Consider the following 19,282-nt stretch of genomic DNA (forward strand, 5'->3'; position numbering starts at 1 on the left):
GGATCAAACTCTCCAATAAAGTTAGTTTGTCTAGCATCTAAAAATAAAAATTGACGTTTCACGTTGTTTGTTTCGTTTAGTTTTCAAAGTTCAACATCGCGTTTCAGCGACTTTTATAATATATCATAGTATATTATTTTCGTCAACAAGTTTTTTAAGATAACTTGTATCTCTCATTTGCTGACTCTGCCTATTATATAGACTTTCTCTTTTCTATGCAAGTATTATTATAAAAAAATAAAGAGGGGAGAAATTCCCCCTCTTATTCTTCTGAAGAAACTTCTTCGCTCGTTTCTTCCTCATCATCTTTTTGTGCTTTTGCTACCGTCGCTACCTCTTGCTCATCCTCTAATCGAATTAGACGAACACCTTGTGTATTACGTCCCATTTGAGAGATTTGATCAACTGGCATACGAATAATAACACCTGCTGCCGTAATTAACATAATATCTTCTTCACCTGTTACAGATTTAACAGCTACTAATTTACCGTTTTTATCTGTAATATTACAAGTCTTCAGACCTTTACCACCACGGCTTTGTAAACGGTATTCATCAATTGGTGTACGCTTTCCATAACCATTTTTCGTTACAATTAGAACATTTACATCCTCTTCGACAATTTCCATACCTACAACTTGATCTTCATCACCTAATGTAATTGCTTTTACACCAGCCGCGTTACGTCCCATAGAACGCACATCTTGCTCGTTAAAGCGAATTAACATACCATTGCTTGTTCCTACAATAATATCCTTATCACCAGATGTTAAACGTACAGATATTACTTCATCCTCTTCACGAAGAGAGATTGCAATTAAACCATTCGTACGTATATTCGCAAATGATGAAAGTGGCGTTCTCTTAGAAATACCTTGTTTTGTTGTGAAGAATAAGAATTCATCGTCACCAAATTCACGAATTGGAATAATGGCATTAATCCATTCACCCTTATCTACACCTAATAAGTTAATAATAGGTATACCTTTTGCTGTACGACTATACTCTGGGATTTCATATCCTTTCGTACGGTATACTTTCCCCTTATTAGTAAAGAATAAAATGTGATCATGCGTAGAAGTAGTTAATAAATGCTCTACGAAATCATCATCATTTGTTCCCATTCCTTGCACACCACGTCCACCACGGTTCTGTGTTTTGTACGTAGAAGCTGGTAACCTCTTAATATAACCATTATGAGTTAACGTAATAGCGATGTTTTGCTCTGGAATCAAATCCTCATCTTCAATAAATTCCATGCCACCAATTGTAATTTCCGTTCGTCTCTTATCATTGAAGCGCTCTTTTACTTCCGTCAATTCTTCACGGATAATCTCAAGAACTTTCTCTTCATCTGCTAAGATTGCTTTTAATTCAGCTATTAACTTCATTAAGTCTTGATATTCTTGCTCAATTTTTTCACGTTCTAACCCTGTTAAACGTTGCAGACGCATATCTAAAATTGCTTGTGCTTGTTTCTCACTTAAACCGAAACGTTCCATTAAGCCTTGCTTTGCGATATCTGCTGTTTTCGAACTACGAATTAACGTAATAACTTCATCAAGATGATCTAGGGCAATTCTTAATCCTTCTAAAATGTGAGCACGTGCCTCTGCTTTTTCTAATTCATAAGCAGTACGTCGACGAATTACTACCTTCTGATGCTCCAAGTAATGATATAAATTTTGTTTTAAATTCAATACTTGTGGCTCTCCATTTACAAGAGACAACATATTAATACCGAAACTTGTTTGAAGTGCTGTATGTTTATATAGATTATTTAATAGTACATTGGCATTGGCATCACGGCGTACTTCCATAACAATACGCATACCGTTTCGATCTGACTCATCACGTAAATCCGTAATACCTTCAATTTTCTTGTCACGAACTAATTCTGCAATTTTTTCAATTAATCGCGCCTTATTAACTTGATAAGGTAGTTCAGTTACGAGAATAGATTGTTTGCCATTTGACTTCTCCTCAATTTCAACTTTAGCTCGAAGCATAATAGAGCCTCTACCTGTTTCATAAGCTCTTCGAATACCACTTCGTCCCAAAATTAAACCTGCTGTTGGAAAATCCGGTCCTGGAATAAACTCCATTAATTCCGCAATAGTAATGTCGGGATTATGACTTAATGCCAATACACCATCAATTACTTCACCGAGTTGATGTGGTGGAATATTTGTTGCCATACCAACCGCAATACCCGTCGTACCATTCACTAATAAATTAGGGAAACGCGCTGGCAATACAATTGGCTCTCTTTCAGAACCATCATAGTTATCTTGATAATCAATCGTATTTTTTGAAATATCACGTATTAATTCCATAGAAATCTTAGACATTCTTGCTTCTGTATAACGCATTGCTGCTGCTGAATCACCATCAACAGAACCAAAGTTACCATGCCCATCAACAAGCATATAACGTTGACTGAAATCTTGTGCCATACGTACCATCGTCTCGTAAACAGCTGAATCACCATGAGGGTGATACTTACCGATTACTTCACCGACAATACGCGCTGATTTCTTATACGCTTTATCAGCTGTAATTCCTAAATCATTCATCGCATATAAAACCCTACGATGCACAGGCTTTAATCCATCACGAACATCTGGTAATGCACGAGATACGATAACACTCATTGCGTAATCTAAAAATGAGGTACGCATTTCATGACTAATATTAATTTCTCGAATTCGTGCTTGTTGTTGATTGTCTGACATCAACGAGCACCTCCTCTTACATTTCCGTTACACATACATTGATTTATATGTAGAAGACAGGAATACTTAGATTCCTGTCATTACCCATTTAAATATCAAGGTTTTTCACGTATTTTGCATTTTCTTGGATAAAGTTACGACGTGGCTCTACTTTATCTCCCATTAAAATTTCAAATGTTTCATCCGCTTCAATTGCATCTTGAAGGGAAACTTGAAGTAATGAACGGACTTCTGGGTCCATTGTCGTCTCCCAAAGCTGAGTTGGATTCATTTCCCCTAGACCTTTATAACGCTGAATCCCTGGCTTAGGTTGCGCTGGTAATTCCGCTAAGATTTTTTCAAGCTCCTTATCGTTATAAGCATATTGAATTTTTTTACCTTGTTGTATTTTAAACAAAGGTGGCTGTGCAATATAGATATAACCACACTCAATTATTTGACGCATATAACGATAGAAGAACGTTAATAATAGGGTACGAATATGTGCACCATCAACATCGGCATCAGTCATAATAATAACTTTATGATAACGTGCTTTTTCAATATCGAAGTCTCCACCGATATTTGTACCAATCGCCGTAATAATTGTACGAACTTCATCATTTGATAAAATCTTATCTAAGCGTGCCTTTTCAACATTAATAATTTTACCCTTCAGCGGTAAAATTGCTTGGAAATGACGATCGCGCCCTTGTTTTGCAGATCCACCGGCAGAGTCACCCTCTACGATATAAATTTCACTAATTGCTGGATCTTTAGAAGAACAGTCTGCCAATTTCCCTGGTAAACTTGAAACTTCTAAAGCACTCTTTCGGCGAGTCAACTCACGAGCCTTTTTAGCTGCTACACGCGCACGCGCTGCCATCGTCCCTTTATCTATAATTTTACGTGCAACATTGGGATTTTCCAGTAAGAACTTTTCAAATGCCTCTGAGAATACTGACTCTGTGATCGTTCTTGCTTCACTATTTCCAAGTTTCGTCTTCGTTTGTCCTTCGAATTGCGGATTCGGATGTTTAATTGACACAATTGCTGTTAAACCTTCACGAACATCTTCACCAGTTAAATTACTATCCGCATCTTTTAAAATATTATTTTTACGACCATAATCATTGATCACACGAGTTAAGGCTGTTTTAAATCCTACCTCATGTGTACCACCTTCATACGTATGGATATTATTTGTAAACGAGTAAATATGATTTGTATATCCTTCGTTATATTGAAGCGCAACCTCAACTTGAATACCATCTTTTGATCCTTCTACATATACAGGTTCTTCATGGATTGGTTGTTTTGAGCGATTTAAATGCTCAACATATGATTTAATCCCACCTTCATAATGGAATTCTTTCTTTTGCTTATGTTCACGTTTATCTTCAATCGTTAATTTAATATTACGATTTAAAAATGCTAATTCACGCATACGAGTTGCTAACGTATCAAATTCGTATACTATTGTTTCCTGAAAGATTTCTGGATCTGGTTTAAATCGAGTTATCGTTCCCGTTTGATCTGTATCACCAATGACTTTTAAATCCGCAACCGGAATACCTCTTTCGTATTTTTGATAATGGATTTTACCTTCACGGTGTACAAATACCTCTAGTTCTGTTGATAGAGCATTTACTACAGATGCCCCAACACCATGCAAACCACCAGAAACTTTATAACCGCCACCGCCAAACTTACCACCAGCATGAAGAACGGTCATAATAACTTCTACAGCAGGACGTCCCATTTTTTCTTGTATCCCAACTGGAATACCACGTCCATTATCCGTTACACGAATACTATTATCTTCTTCGATACTAACGTTAATTTCATCACAATACCCCGCAAGTGCTTCATCAATACTATTATCGACGATTTCCCACACAAGATGGTGAAGTCCTTTTCCACTTGTAGATCCAATATACATCCCAGGGCGTTTTCGAACTGCTTCTAGTCCTTCAAGTACCTGTATCTGACTTTCATCATATGAATTTTCTTCCATCTGCTTTTGTTCCATTGACACAAAGATCACCTACTTTTCCATTTAAACAGGGGTTACGCCCTATCTATTTCACAATCTACCGTGCCGTTCGTTACATGAATTGTTTTCGCTTCTTTTAATGTTTCGTGTTCAATTCCGTCGACACTCGTCGTTGTCACAAATGTTTGCACTTTTCCTTGAATTGTATTTAACAGATGTGATTGACGATAATCATCTAATTCTGATAATACATCATCCAATAAAAGAATCGGATATTCTTTAACTTCTGAGTAAATCAATTCAATTTCAGCTAATTTTAGGGACAGTGCGGTTGTTCGTTGTTGCCCTTGCGAACCAAAGACTTGAACATTTTTACTATTAACGAAGAATTGTAAATCATCACGATGAGGACCAATTAAAGTCGTACCACGGAAAATTTCACGTTGTTTCACAGATTGAAAATTTTCATAGTATACTTCTTTTATTTTCGACAAATCCATTGATTCTGATACATCTACACTTGGTTTATAGACAATTTCTAATTCTTCTAATCCACGGCTTATACCGCGATGAATTGGGGCTGCCCATTCTTGTAGTAAATGCAAAAATTCAAACCGTTTTTGCAATATTTTTGTACCATGCTCAATAAGTTGAAGCGTAAATACATCCAACATCGTTTCCTCATTCTTACTATTCCCTTGCATCTTTTTCAGCAAGTGATTTCGCTGCGTGAGCACCTTTTGATATTGACTCAATTCATACAAATAGACCGGAGCTATTTGACCTAATTCCATATCTAAAAAGCGTCTTCTTACTTGAGGGCTTCCTTTTACAAGATTTAAATCTTCTGGGGCAAACATGACAACATTCATCACGCCAATATATTGACTCAATTTTTGTTGTTCAAGTTGATTTAATTTTGCCTTTTTACCTTTTTTCGAAATATTTAATTCCAAAGACAAAGAACTATTTCTCTTTTGTAATTTCCCTTTAATTTGACCGAAATCTTCATCCCAACGGATAAGCTCACGATCATTAGAGGTTCTATGAGATTTCGCCATCGCTAAAACATAAATAGCTTCCATCAAATTCGTTTTCCCTTGTGCGTTTTCACCGATAATGACATTCACTTTATCTTCAAAGGAAAGCTCTAACTTTTCATAATTGCGATAGTTTTTTAATTGTATTTCTGAAATAAACAAAGGGCTCCCCCTTTATGCCTGAACTTGGAAACTTCCGCTTCCCGGTATTTCAATAATATCGTTCGCATATAATTTGCGACCTCTTCTATTTTCAAGTTCTTGATTCACGTACACTTCATATTCTTGTAAAAACCATTTTACAGCGCCACCTGTATCGATTATATCGGCTAACTTTAAAAATTGTCCTAGTGTAATATACTCTGTTGAAATTTTAATACGTTTCATAAAATCGCTCACTTTCTGAAAGTGTTCATTCTTTCATTGTACTAAATAAACTAACATTAGGAAAGTAATACCCAAAAATCAAATAAGGGCTACTAGCATCTGAAAACTAGCAACCCTTATTTCTTACTTAGTAAGTACGAACCGGTAAAATTAATTGAATAATGGACTCATCATTTACTGTACGAATTAAGAATGGTCTCATTGCTCCAGTAAAGCTAATTTTAATTTCAGTACTATCTAAGGCTTTTAGTGCATCCATCATATATTTTGCACTAAAAGATATTTTTAACTCTTCCCCATCTACTTTTTCACATTGAACTTCTTCTACTACTTTTCCGATTTCTGGTGAATTCGAAGAAATTTCTAGCATTTCTTGTTCCAAAGTTGATAATTTCACAACATTGTTACGACCATCTCTTGCTAATAGAGATGCACGATCAATTGCTTGTAAAAATTCTTTTGTATTTACAAAAATATCTGTTTTACTCTCCGCTGGAATCAAACGAGTTGTATCAGGATAATTTCCTTCTAACAATCTTGAGAAGAATAATAAATGCTTTGTACGGAATAATACTTGATACTCCGTAATAACGATATCTACCATTTCTTCAGACTCATCTAGAATTTTGCTTAATTCATTTAAGCTTTTACCTGGAATAACAACATTCGCTTGGAATTCATCTGCGATTCCTTCGATTTTTGCTTTTCTAAGAGCTAATCTGTGACTATCTGTAGCAATGCAAGTCAATTCGCTGTTATATACTTTCCAGTTTACACCTGTCAAGATCGGTCTTGTTTCAGAAGTGGAAACTGCAAATACAGTTTGCCTGATCATATGTTTAAGTAAATCCGTTGGAATCTTAAAAACATGATGTTCTTCAATTTGTGGTAACAATGGATATTCAGCAGAATCTAAACCATTTAAATTAAACTCTGATTTTCCAGACGTTATTTTTGTCATAAAATGATTTTCTACAGAAATTTCAACAGTCTCTTTAGGTAATTTTTTTACAATCTCACTAAAATATTTTGCTTGTAAAACAATACTTCCTGATTGTGCTACTTCTACAATTTCTTTTCCATCTTCTTCAACTGGGATAAAAGATTCGATAGAAATATCAGCATCGCTTCCTGTTAACGTAACTCCTTCTTCCGTAGCGACAACTTTAATTCCTGTAAGGATCGGAATTGTTGTACGAGAAGAAACAGCCTTCATTACATCTTGCACACTTCTTACAAGATAGTCTTTTTGTATTGTAAAACGCATAAAGAAAAACCTCCGGTAAGTATAAGATTTTATTTAATTAATAAAGATAAAAAATAGTAGTAATAGTAATAGGGCTTGTGGATATGTGGATAACCCCGTTAAAGGATGTAAAAACAGTCTATCTACATGTGGATAGACTGTGCGTAAAACAAGGGAAGTTATTCACACTATTCAGCTACTACTTTAAAATATCGTTAATTTCTTCAACTTGCTTTTGTAATTGCGTATCCGTTTTAAGCAACTTAGAAATTTTTTCATGGGCATGGATAACTGTTGTATGATCACGTCCACCAAATTCTTCACCTATTTTAGGTAAGGAGGAATCTGTAAGTTCGCGTGATAAATACATTGCAATTTGGCGAGGGAAGGCAACTGATTTTGTTCGCTTTTTCGCCTTGAAATCTTCCAATTTTATTTGATAAACATCCCCGACAGCCTTTTGAATATCATAAATGGAGATAATTTTTGGTTTAGAATTTGGAATAATATCTTTAAGTGCTTCAGCCGCTAAATCAGCATTAATATCTTTGTTAATTAAAGATGAATAAGCTACAACTCGGATGAGTGCACCTTCTAGTTCACGAATGTTTGAATCAATTTGATTTGCAATATAAAGCATAACCTCATTTGGTATATCGAGTCCTTCGGCCTTTGCTTTTTTACGTAAAATTGCAATTCGTGTTTCTAAATCTGGTGGCGTAATATCCGTAATGAGTCCCCATTCAAAGCGAGAACGAAGACGATCTTCTAAAGTTGGAATTTCTTTTGGTGGCCGATCACTTGAAATTACAATTTGTTTACTTTCTTCGTGTAATGCATTGAATGTATGGAAAAACTCTTCTTGAGTTTGTTCTTTTCCTGCTAAAAATTGAATATCATCTATCAATAAAACATCTACATTACGGTATTTATTTCGAAAATCGACCGCTTTATTATCACGAATAGAATTAATGAATTCATTTGTGAATTTTTCAGATGATAAATATACAACCTTCGCGTTTGGGTTATGTTCAATCACATAATGACCAATTGCATGCATTAAATGGGTCTTTCCGAGTCCAACTCCCCCGTAAATAAAGAGGGGATTATATGCTTTAGCTGGCGCTTCGGCTACGGCCAATGAAGCAGCGTGAGCAAAACGGTTACCAGAGCCAATAACAAATGTATCAAACGTATATTTTGGATTGAGCATACTCTGTGGTAAATGATTAGAATCATCTTGTGCTGAATTTGGTTTAGAAGGAGGAAGATCAATCTCCTCTTCAGCTTGACTTTGGGGAATAATAAATCGAATAGCTAATTTTGCCCCTGTTAAATCATAAAGTGTTTCCGAAATTAGCTCTGAATAATGAGATTCTAACCAATCACGAGCGAATTCATTTGGAGCTGTAATTGTTAATACGTCTTTCTTTAAATTATGTGCGGTTGTTGATTTTAACCATGTTTCATAACTTGGTTTACTGACCTTTTTTTCTAGTTCTTTTAAGGCACTGTTCCATAAATCAGAGATGTTTTCCAAAGGTGTCCCTCCTTTACTAAGATGGTAAAAGAATAAGGTTGCGCAACAAATGTACAACCTAAATAAATATAAAATGTATATTTATACGAAACGTATTTTAAAACCTAAAAACGTCGTTTGTATATGAGATAGGGTTTTCGACAAAAAAAGCAAATGTGGATAATCATTTACCCACATGTGATTAAAACTGTCCACATGTTATACACAAATTGTGGATAAGATAGAGATGTGGAAAACTTATTCAAAGTGAAAACACAACTATAATATCAAAAAAAAGTAGCTATAGCAATGAAATTAAGAAAGTTATCCACAAAATCAATACCTTGTGGAATAAACTTGTCCACAACACGATATACTGTGTAAAAGTGTGAAAAGAGTTTGTGGATATAAAAAACAAGAAAAAACATTTATCCACAAGGAAATATAGGTTCTGTGAAAAAGTATGTGAATAGGTTCAAAATGAATATTTGATGAAAATTTCGAGAACCATTGACATTTTCCTAGTTGATTAACTATAATTTATAGGACTGTCTTTAACAGATATTCCTCAGGGAGGTGTCATATAATGAAAAGAACTTACCAACCAAATAAACGTAAGCGCAGCAAAGTACATGGTTTCCGCAGCCGTATGAGCACAGCGAACGGACGTAAAGTGCTAGCAGCTCGTCGTCGTAAAGGAAGAAAAGTATTATCTGCGTAGACCACTGATCGTTCAGTGGTCTTTTTTTCTAATAATAGTGAATTTCCGCTGATGAACTACAGGAGTGTCAATTGATATGAAGAAAAAACATCGTATAAAAAAGAATGATGAATTCCAGACGGTTTTTCAAAAAGGAAAATCGAATGCTAATCGTCAGCTTGTTGTCTATCAACTAGATAAGGCAGAGCAGCCAAACTTTCGTATTGGTCTTTCTGTCAGCAAGAAAATAGGAAATGCAGTAGTGCGTAACCGAATTAAACGTATGATTCGCCAGTCGATCACGGAATTAAAAGATGAGATAGATTCTGGAAAAGATTTTGTTATAATAGCAAGGAAGCCTTGTGCAGAGATGACATATGAAGAATTAAAGAAAAGCTTAATTCATGTCTTTAAACGCTCTGGTATGAAAAGAATAAAAAAGTAGCGTAAGGAAATGAATTACACTATATACATACCGATACAAGGAGGAGTAGGCTTTGAAAAAGAAATTAGGTTTACTAGCCATGGTTGTTGTATTAATGGCGATTACTGCTGGCTGTAGTGAAGTAAATCAGCCAATTACACCAAAAAGCACTGGAATTTGGAACGAATACTTCGTATACCCGCTTTCTCAGTTAATTACGTATTTTGCCAACTTATTTGGTAGTAATTACGGTTTAGCGATTGTTGTTACAACTCTTATTATTCGTTTTGCATTATTACCATTAATGATTAAACAAACGAAGAGTACGAAAGCAATGCAAGCGTTACAACCAGAAATGGTGAAGTTAAAAGAGAAATATAGCTCTAAAGATCAAGCAACACAGCAAAAACTACAACAAGAAATGATGCAGTTGTATCAAAAAAATGGTGTAAATCCATTAGCAGGATGTTTACCAATCTTTGTTCAGATGCCTATTTTATTCGCGTTTTACCATGCGATTATGAGAACATCAGAAATTAGTAAGCATACATTCTTATGGTTCGACTTAGGACAGGCAGATCCGTTCTATATCTTACCGGTTGTTGCGGCAATTACAACATTTATTCAGCAAAAGCTTGCAATGGCAGGAACAGCTGGTCAAAATCCGCAAATGGCAATGATGCTTTGGTTAATGCCAATCATGATCTTAGTCTTTGCAATTAACTTCCCAGCTGCATTATCACTTTACTGGGTTGTTGGTAATATCTTTGGTATCGCTCAAATGTACTTGATCAAGGGGCCGGAAATTAAGGCTAGTAAGGCAGGAGGATCAAGCAAGTGAGTATAATTACTGCTAAAGGACAAACAGTCGAGCTGGCAGTACAAGATGCTTTAAGGCAACTAAATGTTCCAAAAGACCGAGTAGATATAAATATTATCGATGAGGGTAAAAGAGGGTTCCTAGGTTTATTTGGGAATCGACCTGCAGTAGTAGAAGTTGTATTGAAGAAAGATCCGATTCAAGAATGTGAAGAATATTTAAAAGATGTTATTCACGATATGGGTGTGGAAGCTAAGATTAGTAAAATTGTAAAAGGACGCGAAGTTGAATTTACAATTTCTGGCGAAAATATAGGTGTTTTAATTGGTAAAAGAGGAAACACCTTGAATTCTTTACAGTATTTAACAAAACTTGTGGCGAATCGTAATACGAAGCAGTATATTGGCATCACACTAGATGCTGAAAATTATCGTAGTAAAAGAAAAGGTACGTTAGAAGCACTTTCTTATCGATTAGCAAAACAAGTAGTAAGTACGAAAAAAAGAGTTGTGTTGGAGCCTATGCCATCTTTTGAACGAAAGATTATCCACCAAGCATTATCTAATCATCAAAATATCATTACAACTTCTGAAGGAAAAGAACCACATCGACATGTTGTAATCTCTTCCAAGTGACCGGTTACTCAATTGAGTGCCGGTTTTTTTGAGGGGAAAATAGGTGTGGATAACTGAAAAACACTAAACTTATCCACTGTGAATAAGTTTAGTGTTTTTCACATGAGGACATAATAAAATGAGTTATTATTCTTTTGTAGATAGGTTCGTTATGGTATTCTAATAATTTAGTGAAGAAAATAATCATGTTGAAATAGAGATAAATAAGCAAGTGAGGTGAAAGGACATGGAATTTGATACAATTGCCGCGATTTCCACAGCGCTTGGAGAGGGTGCAATTGCCATTGTTCGAGTAAGTGGGGATGATGCGGTTGAAAAAGTTAATCGTATTTTTAAAGGGAAGGATTTAACAGAGGTTCCTTCTCACACAATTCATTATGGTCATATTGTTGATTTAGATACAAATCAGGTTATTGAAGAAGTGATGGTGTCTATTATGCGTGCACCAAGGACTTTTACACGTGAAAATATAGTTGAAATTAACTGTCACGGCGGACTTGTTTCGGTAAATAAAGTATTGCAGCTTATTTTAGCGCAAGGAGTACGATTAGCGGAGCCTGGTGAATTTACGAAACGTGCTTTTTTAAATGGACGTATTGATTTATCACAAGCAGAAGCAGTTATGGATTTAATCCGCGCCAAAACAGATCGTGCAATGAACGTAGCGATTAATCAAATGGAAGGGCGATTATCTAAATTAATTGGCCGTCTGCGTCAGGACATATTAGAAACATTAGCTCATGTTGAGGTAAATATAGATTACCCGGAATATGATGATGTGGAAGAAATGACACATAATATTTTAATTGAGAAAGCTACACATGTTCGTGTTGAAATTGCAAAAATATTAGAAACATCAAAGCAAGGAAAGATTTTACGTGAAGGTATTGCTACTGCAATCATTGGTAGACCTAACGTTGGGAAATCATCGCTATTAAATAGTCTCGTTCAGGAGAAAAAGGCAATTGTAACTGATATTGCAGGAACAACTCGTGATGTTATTGAAGAGTACGTTAATGTGCGTGGTGTACCACTTAAACTTATAGATACAGCCGGAATTCGTGAAACAGAGGATGTTGTGGAACGAATTGGTGTAGAGCGTTCAAAAGAAATGATGAGTCAAGCTGATTTAGTGTTAGTTGTCGTTAATTATAGCGAAGCTTTAACGAATGAGGATGAAGATCTATTCCGTGCCGTACAAGGAAAAGATTTCATTGTTATTGTAAATAAGACAGATTTACCGCAAGTAATTGATATGGAACGTGTTACAGAATTGGCAGCGGGAAATCGTGTTATTACAACGTCGTTAATTGAGGAACAAGGAATAGATGAGCTTGAAAAAGCAATTGCTGATTTATTCTTTGAAGGAACAATTGATTCTGCAGATGTAACATATGTTTCTAACGCAAGACATATTGGATTATTAACACAAGCAGGAAAAACAATTGGAGATGCAATTGAGGCGATAGAAAATGGTGTTCCAATTGATATGGTGCAAATTGATTTAACAAGAACGTGGGAAATACTTGGTGAAATTACTGGTGATACAGTTCATGAAAGCCTAATTGACCAGTTGTTCTCTCAATTTTGTTTAGGAAAATAATATAGTGATGTTTCAGAAAGATAGAGATTATTAGGAGGAATAAACAATGGGATACAATGCCGGTTCTTACGATGTCATAGTAATCGGTGCAGGTCATGCAGGATGTGAAGCTGGTCTTGCGGCAGCACGAATGGGTTCCAAAACATTAATGTTAACAATTAATTTAGATATGGTAGCGTTTATGCCATGTAACCCTTCTGTTGGTGGACCAGCAAAAGGGATTGTTGTTCGTGAAATTGATGCCTTAGGCGGAGAAATGGGACGCAACATCGATAAAACACATATTCAAATGCGTATGTTAAATACGGGTAAAGGGCCAGCTGTACGCGCACTTCGAGCACAAGCAGATAAGTTCTCTTACCAGCATGAATTAAAGAAAACAATTGAAGAAACACCAAACTTAACGTTGTTCCAAGGAATGGTAGAGCGTTTAATCATTGAAGATGGCGAATGTAAAGGAGTAGTTACGCAAGCTGGAGCTGAATATACAGCAAAAACAGTTGTAATTACGACTGGTACGTTTTTACGCGGTGAGATTATTATGGGAGAGTTAAAGTATTCGAGCGGTCCGAATAATCAACAACCATCTATTACTTTATCTGAACATTTAGAGGAGCTTGGATTTGATCTTGTTAGATTTAAAACAGGTACACCTCCGCGTGTAAATAGTAATACGATTGATTATAGTAAAACAGAAATTCAGCCAGGTGATGATAAACCAAGATCTTTCTCTTTTGAAACGACAAAATTTATTACGGATCAAATTCCATGTTGGTTAACGTATACAAGTACGGAAACACATCGTTTAATAGATGACAACTTACATCGCTCAGCTATGTATTCTGGTATGATTAAGGGAACGGGGCCTAGATATTGTCCGTCAATTGAAGACAAAGTAGTAAGGTTTAATGATAAACCACGTCATCAAATTTTCTTAGAGCCAGAAGGACGTAATACACAAGAAGTGTACGTACAAGGTTTATCTACAAGCTTACCAGAAGACGTACAGCGTGATATGCTTAGAACAATCCCTGGTCTAGAAAATGTTGAAATGATGCGTACAGGTTATGCAATTGAATATGATGCAATTGTGCCAACGCAACTATGGCCAACACTTGAAACGAAAAAAATTAAAAATTTATATACAGCAGGACAAATTAACGGAACTTCTGGTTACGAAGAGGCAGCAGGGCAAGGGCTTATGGCTGGAATTAATGCAGCGTGTCGTTCTTTAGGTAAAAAAGAAGTTATTTTAGGTCGTGAGGATGCTTATATCGGTGTTTTAATTGATGATCTTGTAACGAAAGGGACGAATGAACCGTATCGTTTATTAACGTCTCGTGCAGAATATCGTCTATTATTACGCCACGATAATGCGGATCTTCGTTTAACTGAAGTTGGTCGTGAAATTGGATTAATTAAAGAAGATCGCTATGAGCGATTTACAAATAAAAAATTACAAATTGAACAGGAAAAGGAACGTTTAAGCAGCATTATTATTAAACCACGTCCTGAAGTTCAAGAGTTAATTCGCAGTATTGGTGGAAGTGAATTAAAAGATGGAATACGTGCAAGCGACTTATTACGTCGTCCGGAGATGACATATGAGCATATTCATCTTTTAGTACCAAGTGAAGTAGAATTAAGTGATGAAGTTACAGAACAAGTTGAAATTCAGATTAAGTACGAAGGCTATATAGAAAAGTCTTTACAGCAAGTAGAGCGTATGAAGAAAATGGAAAACAAAAAAATCCCTGAGGATATTGATTATGATGCAATTTCTAGTCTTGCCTCTGAAGCTAGACAGAAATTGAAAGATGTTCGTCCACTATCAATGGGGCAAGCTTCACGTATTTCTGGTGTAAATCCAGCGGATATTTCCATTTTACTTGTGTATATCGAACAAGGAAAAATTGCGCGAGTATCGAACCAATAAATAGTAAGGAGATATTGTTAGATGAACATAGAACAATTTCAATCTATGCTAGAAGAGAAGGGTATCACCCTCTCTTCTAGACAGTTAGAGCAGTTCGAAATCTACTTCGAAACATTAGTAGAGTGGAATGAAAAAATGAACTTAACGGCTATTACGGAGAAAGAGGAAGTATATTTAAAACACTTTTTTGATTCCATTACAGCTGCTTTTTACTATGATTTTTCAAAGCCATTCTCAATTTGTGATGTTGGCGCAGGAGCTGGATTCCCAAGTATTCCTTTAAAAATCTGTTTCCCGCACTTAAAGGTGACAATTGTAGACTCATTACAAAAACGTATTAATTTCTTAAATCATTTAGCACAAAAGTTAGAATTAAGTGACGTTGCATTTTGTCACGATCGTGCTGAAACATTTGGCAAAAAAGAAGGTGTACGTGAATCGTACGATATTGTAATGGCACGTGCAGTTGCGCGTCTTTCAGTATTAAGCGAGCTATGTTTACCACTTGTAAAAGTTGGGGGAACATTTATTGCAATGAAAGGTGCCGCAGCAAACGAAGAAATTGAAAATGGCAAGTATGCTTTAGAGGTGCTAGGCGGAGATCTAAAAGAAATGTCTACGTTCCAATTACCGTTTGAAGAAAGCGAACGTAATATTTTATTAATCGAGAAAAAGCGCAAGACACCAAAGAAATATCCACGCAAACCGGGAACACCCAATAAATTACCTATTGAAAAATAAATCTTATTAGACGTAAGATTAAATTATATAAATGAAAACGTAAATGTTTCATAGGAAACATTTTATGGAGAATAGTCAATAGGCCTAAAAGGTGGTGGAATATGTATGAAAAATACGTTTTCTCGTTTATTTGGCTTTGGAGATAAAGAGAGCGAATTCGAATTACAAGACGAAAGCCATGAAGAAATAGATAAAAAGGTATATGAAGAAATACAAGAAATTCCGATAGTAAATATTACTCCTAACCGTTATCAACCACGAACAGTTTTTGATGATGCGCGTATTGAGGAACTAGCATTAACGATTCGTACACACGGACTTATTCAGCCAATTGTTGTGAGGCAATATGAGGATGATAAGTACGAGATTATCGCTGGAGAAAGACGTTTCCGTGCGGCAACAAAGTTAGGTTGGGAAAAGGTTCCTGCAATTATAAAGAATTTAAATGATACAGAGACAGCTTCTGTAGCTTTAATCGAAAACTTGCAACGTGAGGAACTAACAGCAATCGAGGAAGCTGTGGCATATCAAAAGCTAATTGAGTTACATAATTTAACACAAGAAGCATTGGCACAACGACTTGGAAAAGGACAATCGACAATCGCAAATAAGTTGCGATTGTTAAAGTTGCCTGAAGAAATAAAAAGTGCGTTATTAGAAAAAAGCATTACAGAACGCCATGCCCGCGCACTCATTCCTTTGAAGAATGAGGAATTACAACTGAAGGTTTTACAGGAAATTGTAGAGAAACAACTGAATGTAAAGCAAACAGAGGAACGAATTGCGAAATTATTAGAGGAAGCAAAACCGAAACGTAAGGCAAAGCAAAAAGCAGTAAGTCGAGATACGAGAATTGCCATGAATACAATTAGGCAGTCATTACAAATGGTGGCTGACAGTGGTTTAAATGTTAATTCTGAGGAAGAAGAGTTTGATGAGTACTATCAAATTACAATTAAAATTCCGAAGAAAAAATAATAATGGCGTGTTAGAGACCTTATCCTATTGGATAGGTCTCTTTTACTATATTTTCTTGTTAGATGAAGAAGGAGTTTAGAAATAAATTTTGAAGTTTAATAAGGACGTAAAAGAAAAACTTTTATTTCATGTTACAATAAACGTAATTGTTACTAGAATAAGATAGAAAGGTTGAAAGTAGGTGACATCATGGGAAAAATCATTGCTATTGCCAATCAAAAAGGTGGCGTTGGGAAAACAACAACATCTGTTAATTTAGGGGCTGGATTGGCACAAGTAGGTAAAAAGGTCCTTCTTGTAGATATTGACGCTCAAGGAAATGCAACGACTGGTGTGGGAATTGAAAAATCCGAATTAGATCAATGTATTTACAATGTTCTCGTGGAAGATGCAGATGTTCAAGGGGTTATACGTAAAACCGCAACTGAAAACTTAGATGTTCTACCCGCTACAATTCAATTGGCAGGTGCTGAAATTGAATTGGTACCGACTATTTCCCGGGAAGTACGTTTACAAAGGGCATTACAGCCAGTTCGTGATGAATATGACTATATTATTATCGACTGTCCCCCGTCCTTAGGGTTATTAACGATTAATGCATTAACCGCAGCAGATTCTGTTATTATTCCTGTTCAATGCGAATATTACGCACTAGAAGGATTAAGTCAGCTATTAAATACAGTTCGACTTGTGCAAAAGCACTTAAATAAAAATCTAGCAATTCAAGGTGTATTGCTAACAATGTTGGATGCCCGTACGAATTTAGGGATTCAGGTTATAGATGAAGTGAAAAAATACTTTAGGGATAAAGTATACCGTTCGATTATTCCTCGTAATGTTCGTTTAAGTGAAGCGCCAAGTCATGGGAAACCAATTATGCAGTATGACGCTAAATCAAGAGGGGCAGAAGTATATATAGATTTAGCAGAGGAAGTGATTGCAGGTGGCTAAAGGATTAGGAAGAGGAATCAACGTGTTTTTTCCTGATTTAGATGTGAAGGAAGAAGAGACAATTCAGGAGATTACGATAACTGAATTAAGACCGAATCCATATCAACCACGTAAACACTTTAATAAAGAGGCAATTCAAGAATTATCGGCTTCTATTAAAGAGCACGGCATATTGCAACCTTTAATTGCTAGAAAGAGTATTAAAGGATATGAAATTGTCGCAGGTGAAAGAAGATATCGTGCAGCCAAAGAGGCGGGGCTTGAAAAGGTACCAGCTGTTGTAAGGCAATTAAATGAGCAGCAAATGATGGAGTTTGCATTGCTTGAAAACTTACAACGAGAAGATTTAAATCCAATGGAAGAAGCAATGGCATATCAAATGTTAATGAATGAGCTAAATGTAACACAAGAACAATTAGCAAAACGTCTTGGTAAGAGCAGACCTTACATTGCAAATTATACGCGGTTATTAAGCCTCCCTTCTTTTGTGCAAGATATGATTGCAAATGGCCAACTTTCAATGGCTCATGGGAGAACTTTACTTACGATAAAAGATGAAGAACAATTGAAATCTTTATTAAAACGAATCGAAAAAGAAGGATTAAACGTTCGTCAATTAGAGAGAATTGTTCAGGAGATTAACCAACGCGTTTCACGTGAAACAAAACAAGTGAAAAAAGAGAGAAACATATTTTTCGTAGAACGCGAAACGTTCTTAAGGGAAAAGTTTGGCACAGATGTGAAAATTAAAGAAACGAAAAAAGAAAAAGGTAAAATCGAAATTGAATTTTTTAATAAAGAAGATTTAAATCGTATTTTAGAATTATTAGCAGAGAAAAACTAAAAAGCAAACCATCTTATTGTTTATAGATGGTTTGCTTTTTTTAATACAGATAATTTTTGGTCTGTTTCTTTTATGCTTTGTGCAATTACATCAGCCATTTTCATGACTAAACTTAATCTTGTATTTTGTAGGACGAAAAACTCCATAAACCCGTTTAGGTTTACGATGCCATGAATATGCAAATCACCAACTGCAGGTAATTTCTTATTCATCGCAGCTCCCGGTTTACTAGGTCCCATTCCGGTAGTGATGGAACCGATACTCTGAGATTTTCCTAAACAGGCATCAACCGCAATTATAAATGAAGTCGGATTATCTTTCTGTATATTCTGAATTTTTTCTTCTAAATTTAACGCATGTACTGGTTCATCTAGTGTGCCGAACACTTGGAAGTTTGTAATTCCTACTTGTTCCAATTTCGTACCAACTAATGGACCGAGTGCATCACCTGTAGAACGATCTGTTCCGATACAGACGAGAATAATTGGTATATGGGTTTTAATAGGGATATGGGAAAGTAAGAAGTTACTAATTGTCTCGGAGGCTTCTAAATCTTGGTGCATAACATTTTGAGTTTCTTTTTCGAAAAAAGGTAAGCGAAAACTTCCAATATTCATGAAGCACCCATCCTTTTAATAAATTTTCAAAATATGTTATATAGTGAGTAAAATGGAAAACTATAAGTGCGTACTTGCTGTAAAACTTAAGTGGAAACGGAAATAATAGTACTAGTATATATATATTTGTTC

Annotated in this window: 17 protein-coding genes; 10 read left to right on the plus strand and 7 right to left on the minus strand. The window is 35.6% G+C overall.

Going from position 1 to position 19,282, the window contains the following annotated elements; translation table 11 throughout:
• Positions 1-262: 262 nt before the first annotated feature.
• From gyrA to dnaA, 6 genes are all read right to left on the minus strand, one after another.
• A complete protein-coding gene (gene gyrA, locus FS742_RS20430) occupies positions 263-2,734 on the minus strand; it encodes a DNA gyrase subunit A (RefSeq protein WP_016085333.1) in 2,472 nt (823 codons plus the stop codon).
• Positions 2,735-2,822: 88 nt separating this feature from the next.
• Entirely contained in the window at positions 2,823-4,745 is a 1,923-nt protein-coding gene (gene gyrB, locus FS742_RS20435) for a DNA topoisomerase (ATP-hydrolyzing) subunit B (RefSeq protein WP_144615367.1), read from the minus strand.
• Between the two features lie 38 nt (positions 4,746-4,783).
• Positions 4,784-5,911 (minus strand): DNA replication/repair protein RecF, encoded by a 1,128-nt coding sequence (gene recF, locus FS742_RS20440; protein WP_144614720.1) that lies wholly within the window; start codon positions 5,909-5,911, stop codon positions 4,784-4,786.
• A 12-nt stretch (positions 5,912-5,923) separates the two neighbouring features.
• Positions 5,924-6,136, minus strand: a complete 213-nt coding sequence (yaaA, locus tag FS742_RS20445) for a S4 domain-containing protein YaaA (RefSeq protein WP_073519043.1) — start codon at positions 6,134-6,136, stop codon at positions 5,924-5,926.
• A gap of 127 nt (positions 6,137-6,263) precedes the next feature.
• Positions 6,264-7,403 carry a DNA polymerase III subunit beta gene (gene dnaN / locus FS742_RS20450; protein ID WP_144614722.1) on the minus strand — a complete coding sequence of 380 codons (1,140 nt, stop codon included), beginning with the start codon at positions 7,401-7,403 and terminating at the stop codon, positions 6,264-6,266.
• Positions 7,404-7,581: 178 nt separating this feature from the next.
• The gene (gene dnaA / locus FS742_RS20455; RefSeq protein ID WP_016085337.1) at positions 7,582-8,922 is read right to left on the minus strand and encodes a chromosomal replication initiator protein DnaA; all 1,341 of its coding nucleotides are present in this window, start codon (positions 8,920-8,922) and stop codon (positions 7,582-7,584) included.
• A gap of 565 nt (positions 8,923-9,487) precedes the next feature.
• On the opposite strand from dnaA, the gene rpmH reads away from it, so the two are divergent.
• The 10 genes from rpmH (at position 9,488) to spo0J (ending at position 18,533) form a co-directional block, all read left to right on the plus strand.
• Complete coding sequence (rpmH, locus tag FS742_RS20460) at positions 9,488-9,622, plus strand: 50S ribosomal protein L34 (protein WP_000831901.1); 135 nt, start codon at positions 9,488-9,490, stop codon at positions 9,620-9,622.
• 76 nt (positions 9,623-9,698) lie between these two features.
• A complete protein-coding gene (rnpA, locus tag FS742_RS20465) occupies positions 9,699-10,046 on the plus strand; it encodes a ribonuclease P protein component (protein WP_144614724.1) in 348 nt (115 codons plus the stop codon).
• 52 nt (positions 10,047-10,098) lie between these two features.
• Complete coding sequence (gene spoIIIJ / locus FS742_RS20470; protein WP_144614726.1) at positions 10,099-10,866, plus strand: YidC family membrane integrase SpoIIIJ; 768 nt, start codon at positions 10,099-10,101, stop codon at positions 10,864-10,866.
• Positions 10,863-11,480, plus strand: coding sequence for an RNA-binding cell elongation regulator Jag/EloR (jag, locus tag FS742_RS20475; RefSeq protein ID WP_144614728.1), 618 nt, complete (start codon positions 10,863-10,865; stop codon positions 11,478-11,480). Before spoIIIJ ends, jag begins: the two co-directional genes overlap by 4 nt.
• Positions 11,481-11,706: 226 nt before the next feature.
• Positions 11,707-13,083, plus strand: coding sequence for a tRNA uridine-5-carboxymethylaminomethyl(34) synthesis GTPase MnmE (gene mnmE, locus FS742_RS20480; RefSeq protein WP_144614730.1), 1,377 nt, complete (start codon positions 11,707-11,709; stop codon positions 13,081-13,083).
• Between the two features lie 46 nt (positions 13,084-13,129).
• On the plus strand, positions 13,130-15,019 hold the full coding sequence (mnmG, locus tag FS742_RS20485) for a tRNA uridine-5-carboxymethylaminomethyl(34) synthesis enzyme MnmG (RefSeq protein WP_144614732.1): 1,890 nt from the start codon (positions 13,130-13,132) through the stop codon (positions 15,017-15,019).
• A 21-nt stretch (positions 15,020-15,040) separates the two neighbouring features.
• Positions 15,041-15,760 carry a 16S rRNA (guanine(527)-N(7))-methyltransferase RsmG gene (gene rsmG, locus FS742_RS20490; protein ID WP_001019622.1) on the plus strand — a complete coding sequence of 240 codons (720 nt, stop codon included), beginning with the start codon at positions 15,041-15,043 and terminating at the stop codon, positions 15,758-15,760.
• A gap of 105 nt (positions 15,761-15,865) precedes the next feature.
• Positions 15,866-16,738: a nucleoid occlusion protein gene (gene noc / locus FS742_RS20495; protein WP_000799026.1), complete on the plus strand. Its 873-nt coding sequence runs from the start codon at positions 15,866-15,868 to the stop codon at positions 16,736-16,738.
• A 189-nt stretch (positions 16,739-16,927) separates the two neighbouring features.
• Positions 16,928-17,689: a sporulation initiation inhibitor protein Soj gene (gene soj, locus FS742_RS20500; protein WP_000516117.1), complete on the plus strand. Its 762-nt coding sequence runs from the start codon at positions 16,928-16,930 to the stop codon at positions 17,687-17,689.
• Positions 17,682-18,533: a stage 0 sporulation protein Spo0J gene (gene spo0J / locus FS742_RS20505; protein WP_186327198.1), complete on the plus strand. Its 852-nt coding sequence runs from the start codon at positions 17,682-17,684 to the stop codon at positions 18,531-18,533. The genes soj and spo0J overlap by 8 nt, the downstream gene beginning before the upstream one ends.
• 20 nt (positions 18,534-18,553) lie before the next feature.
• Here the strand turns inward: spo0J and yyaC are convergent, their stop codons facing one another.
• Complete coding sequence (yyaC, locus tag FS742_RS20510; protein ID WP_001020729.1) at positions 18,554-19,150, minus strand: spore protease YyaC; 597 nt, start codon at positions 19,148-19,150, stop codon at positions 18,554-18,556.
• Positions 19,151-19,282: the final 132 nt, after the last annotated feature.

It is taken from the genome of Bacillus cereus (assembly GCF_007678085.1).
Lineage (GTDB): Bacteria > Bacillota > Bacilli > Bacillales > Bacillaceae_G > Bacillus_A > Bacillus_A cereus_BE.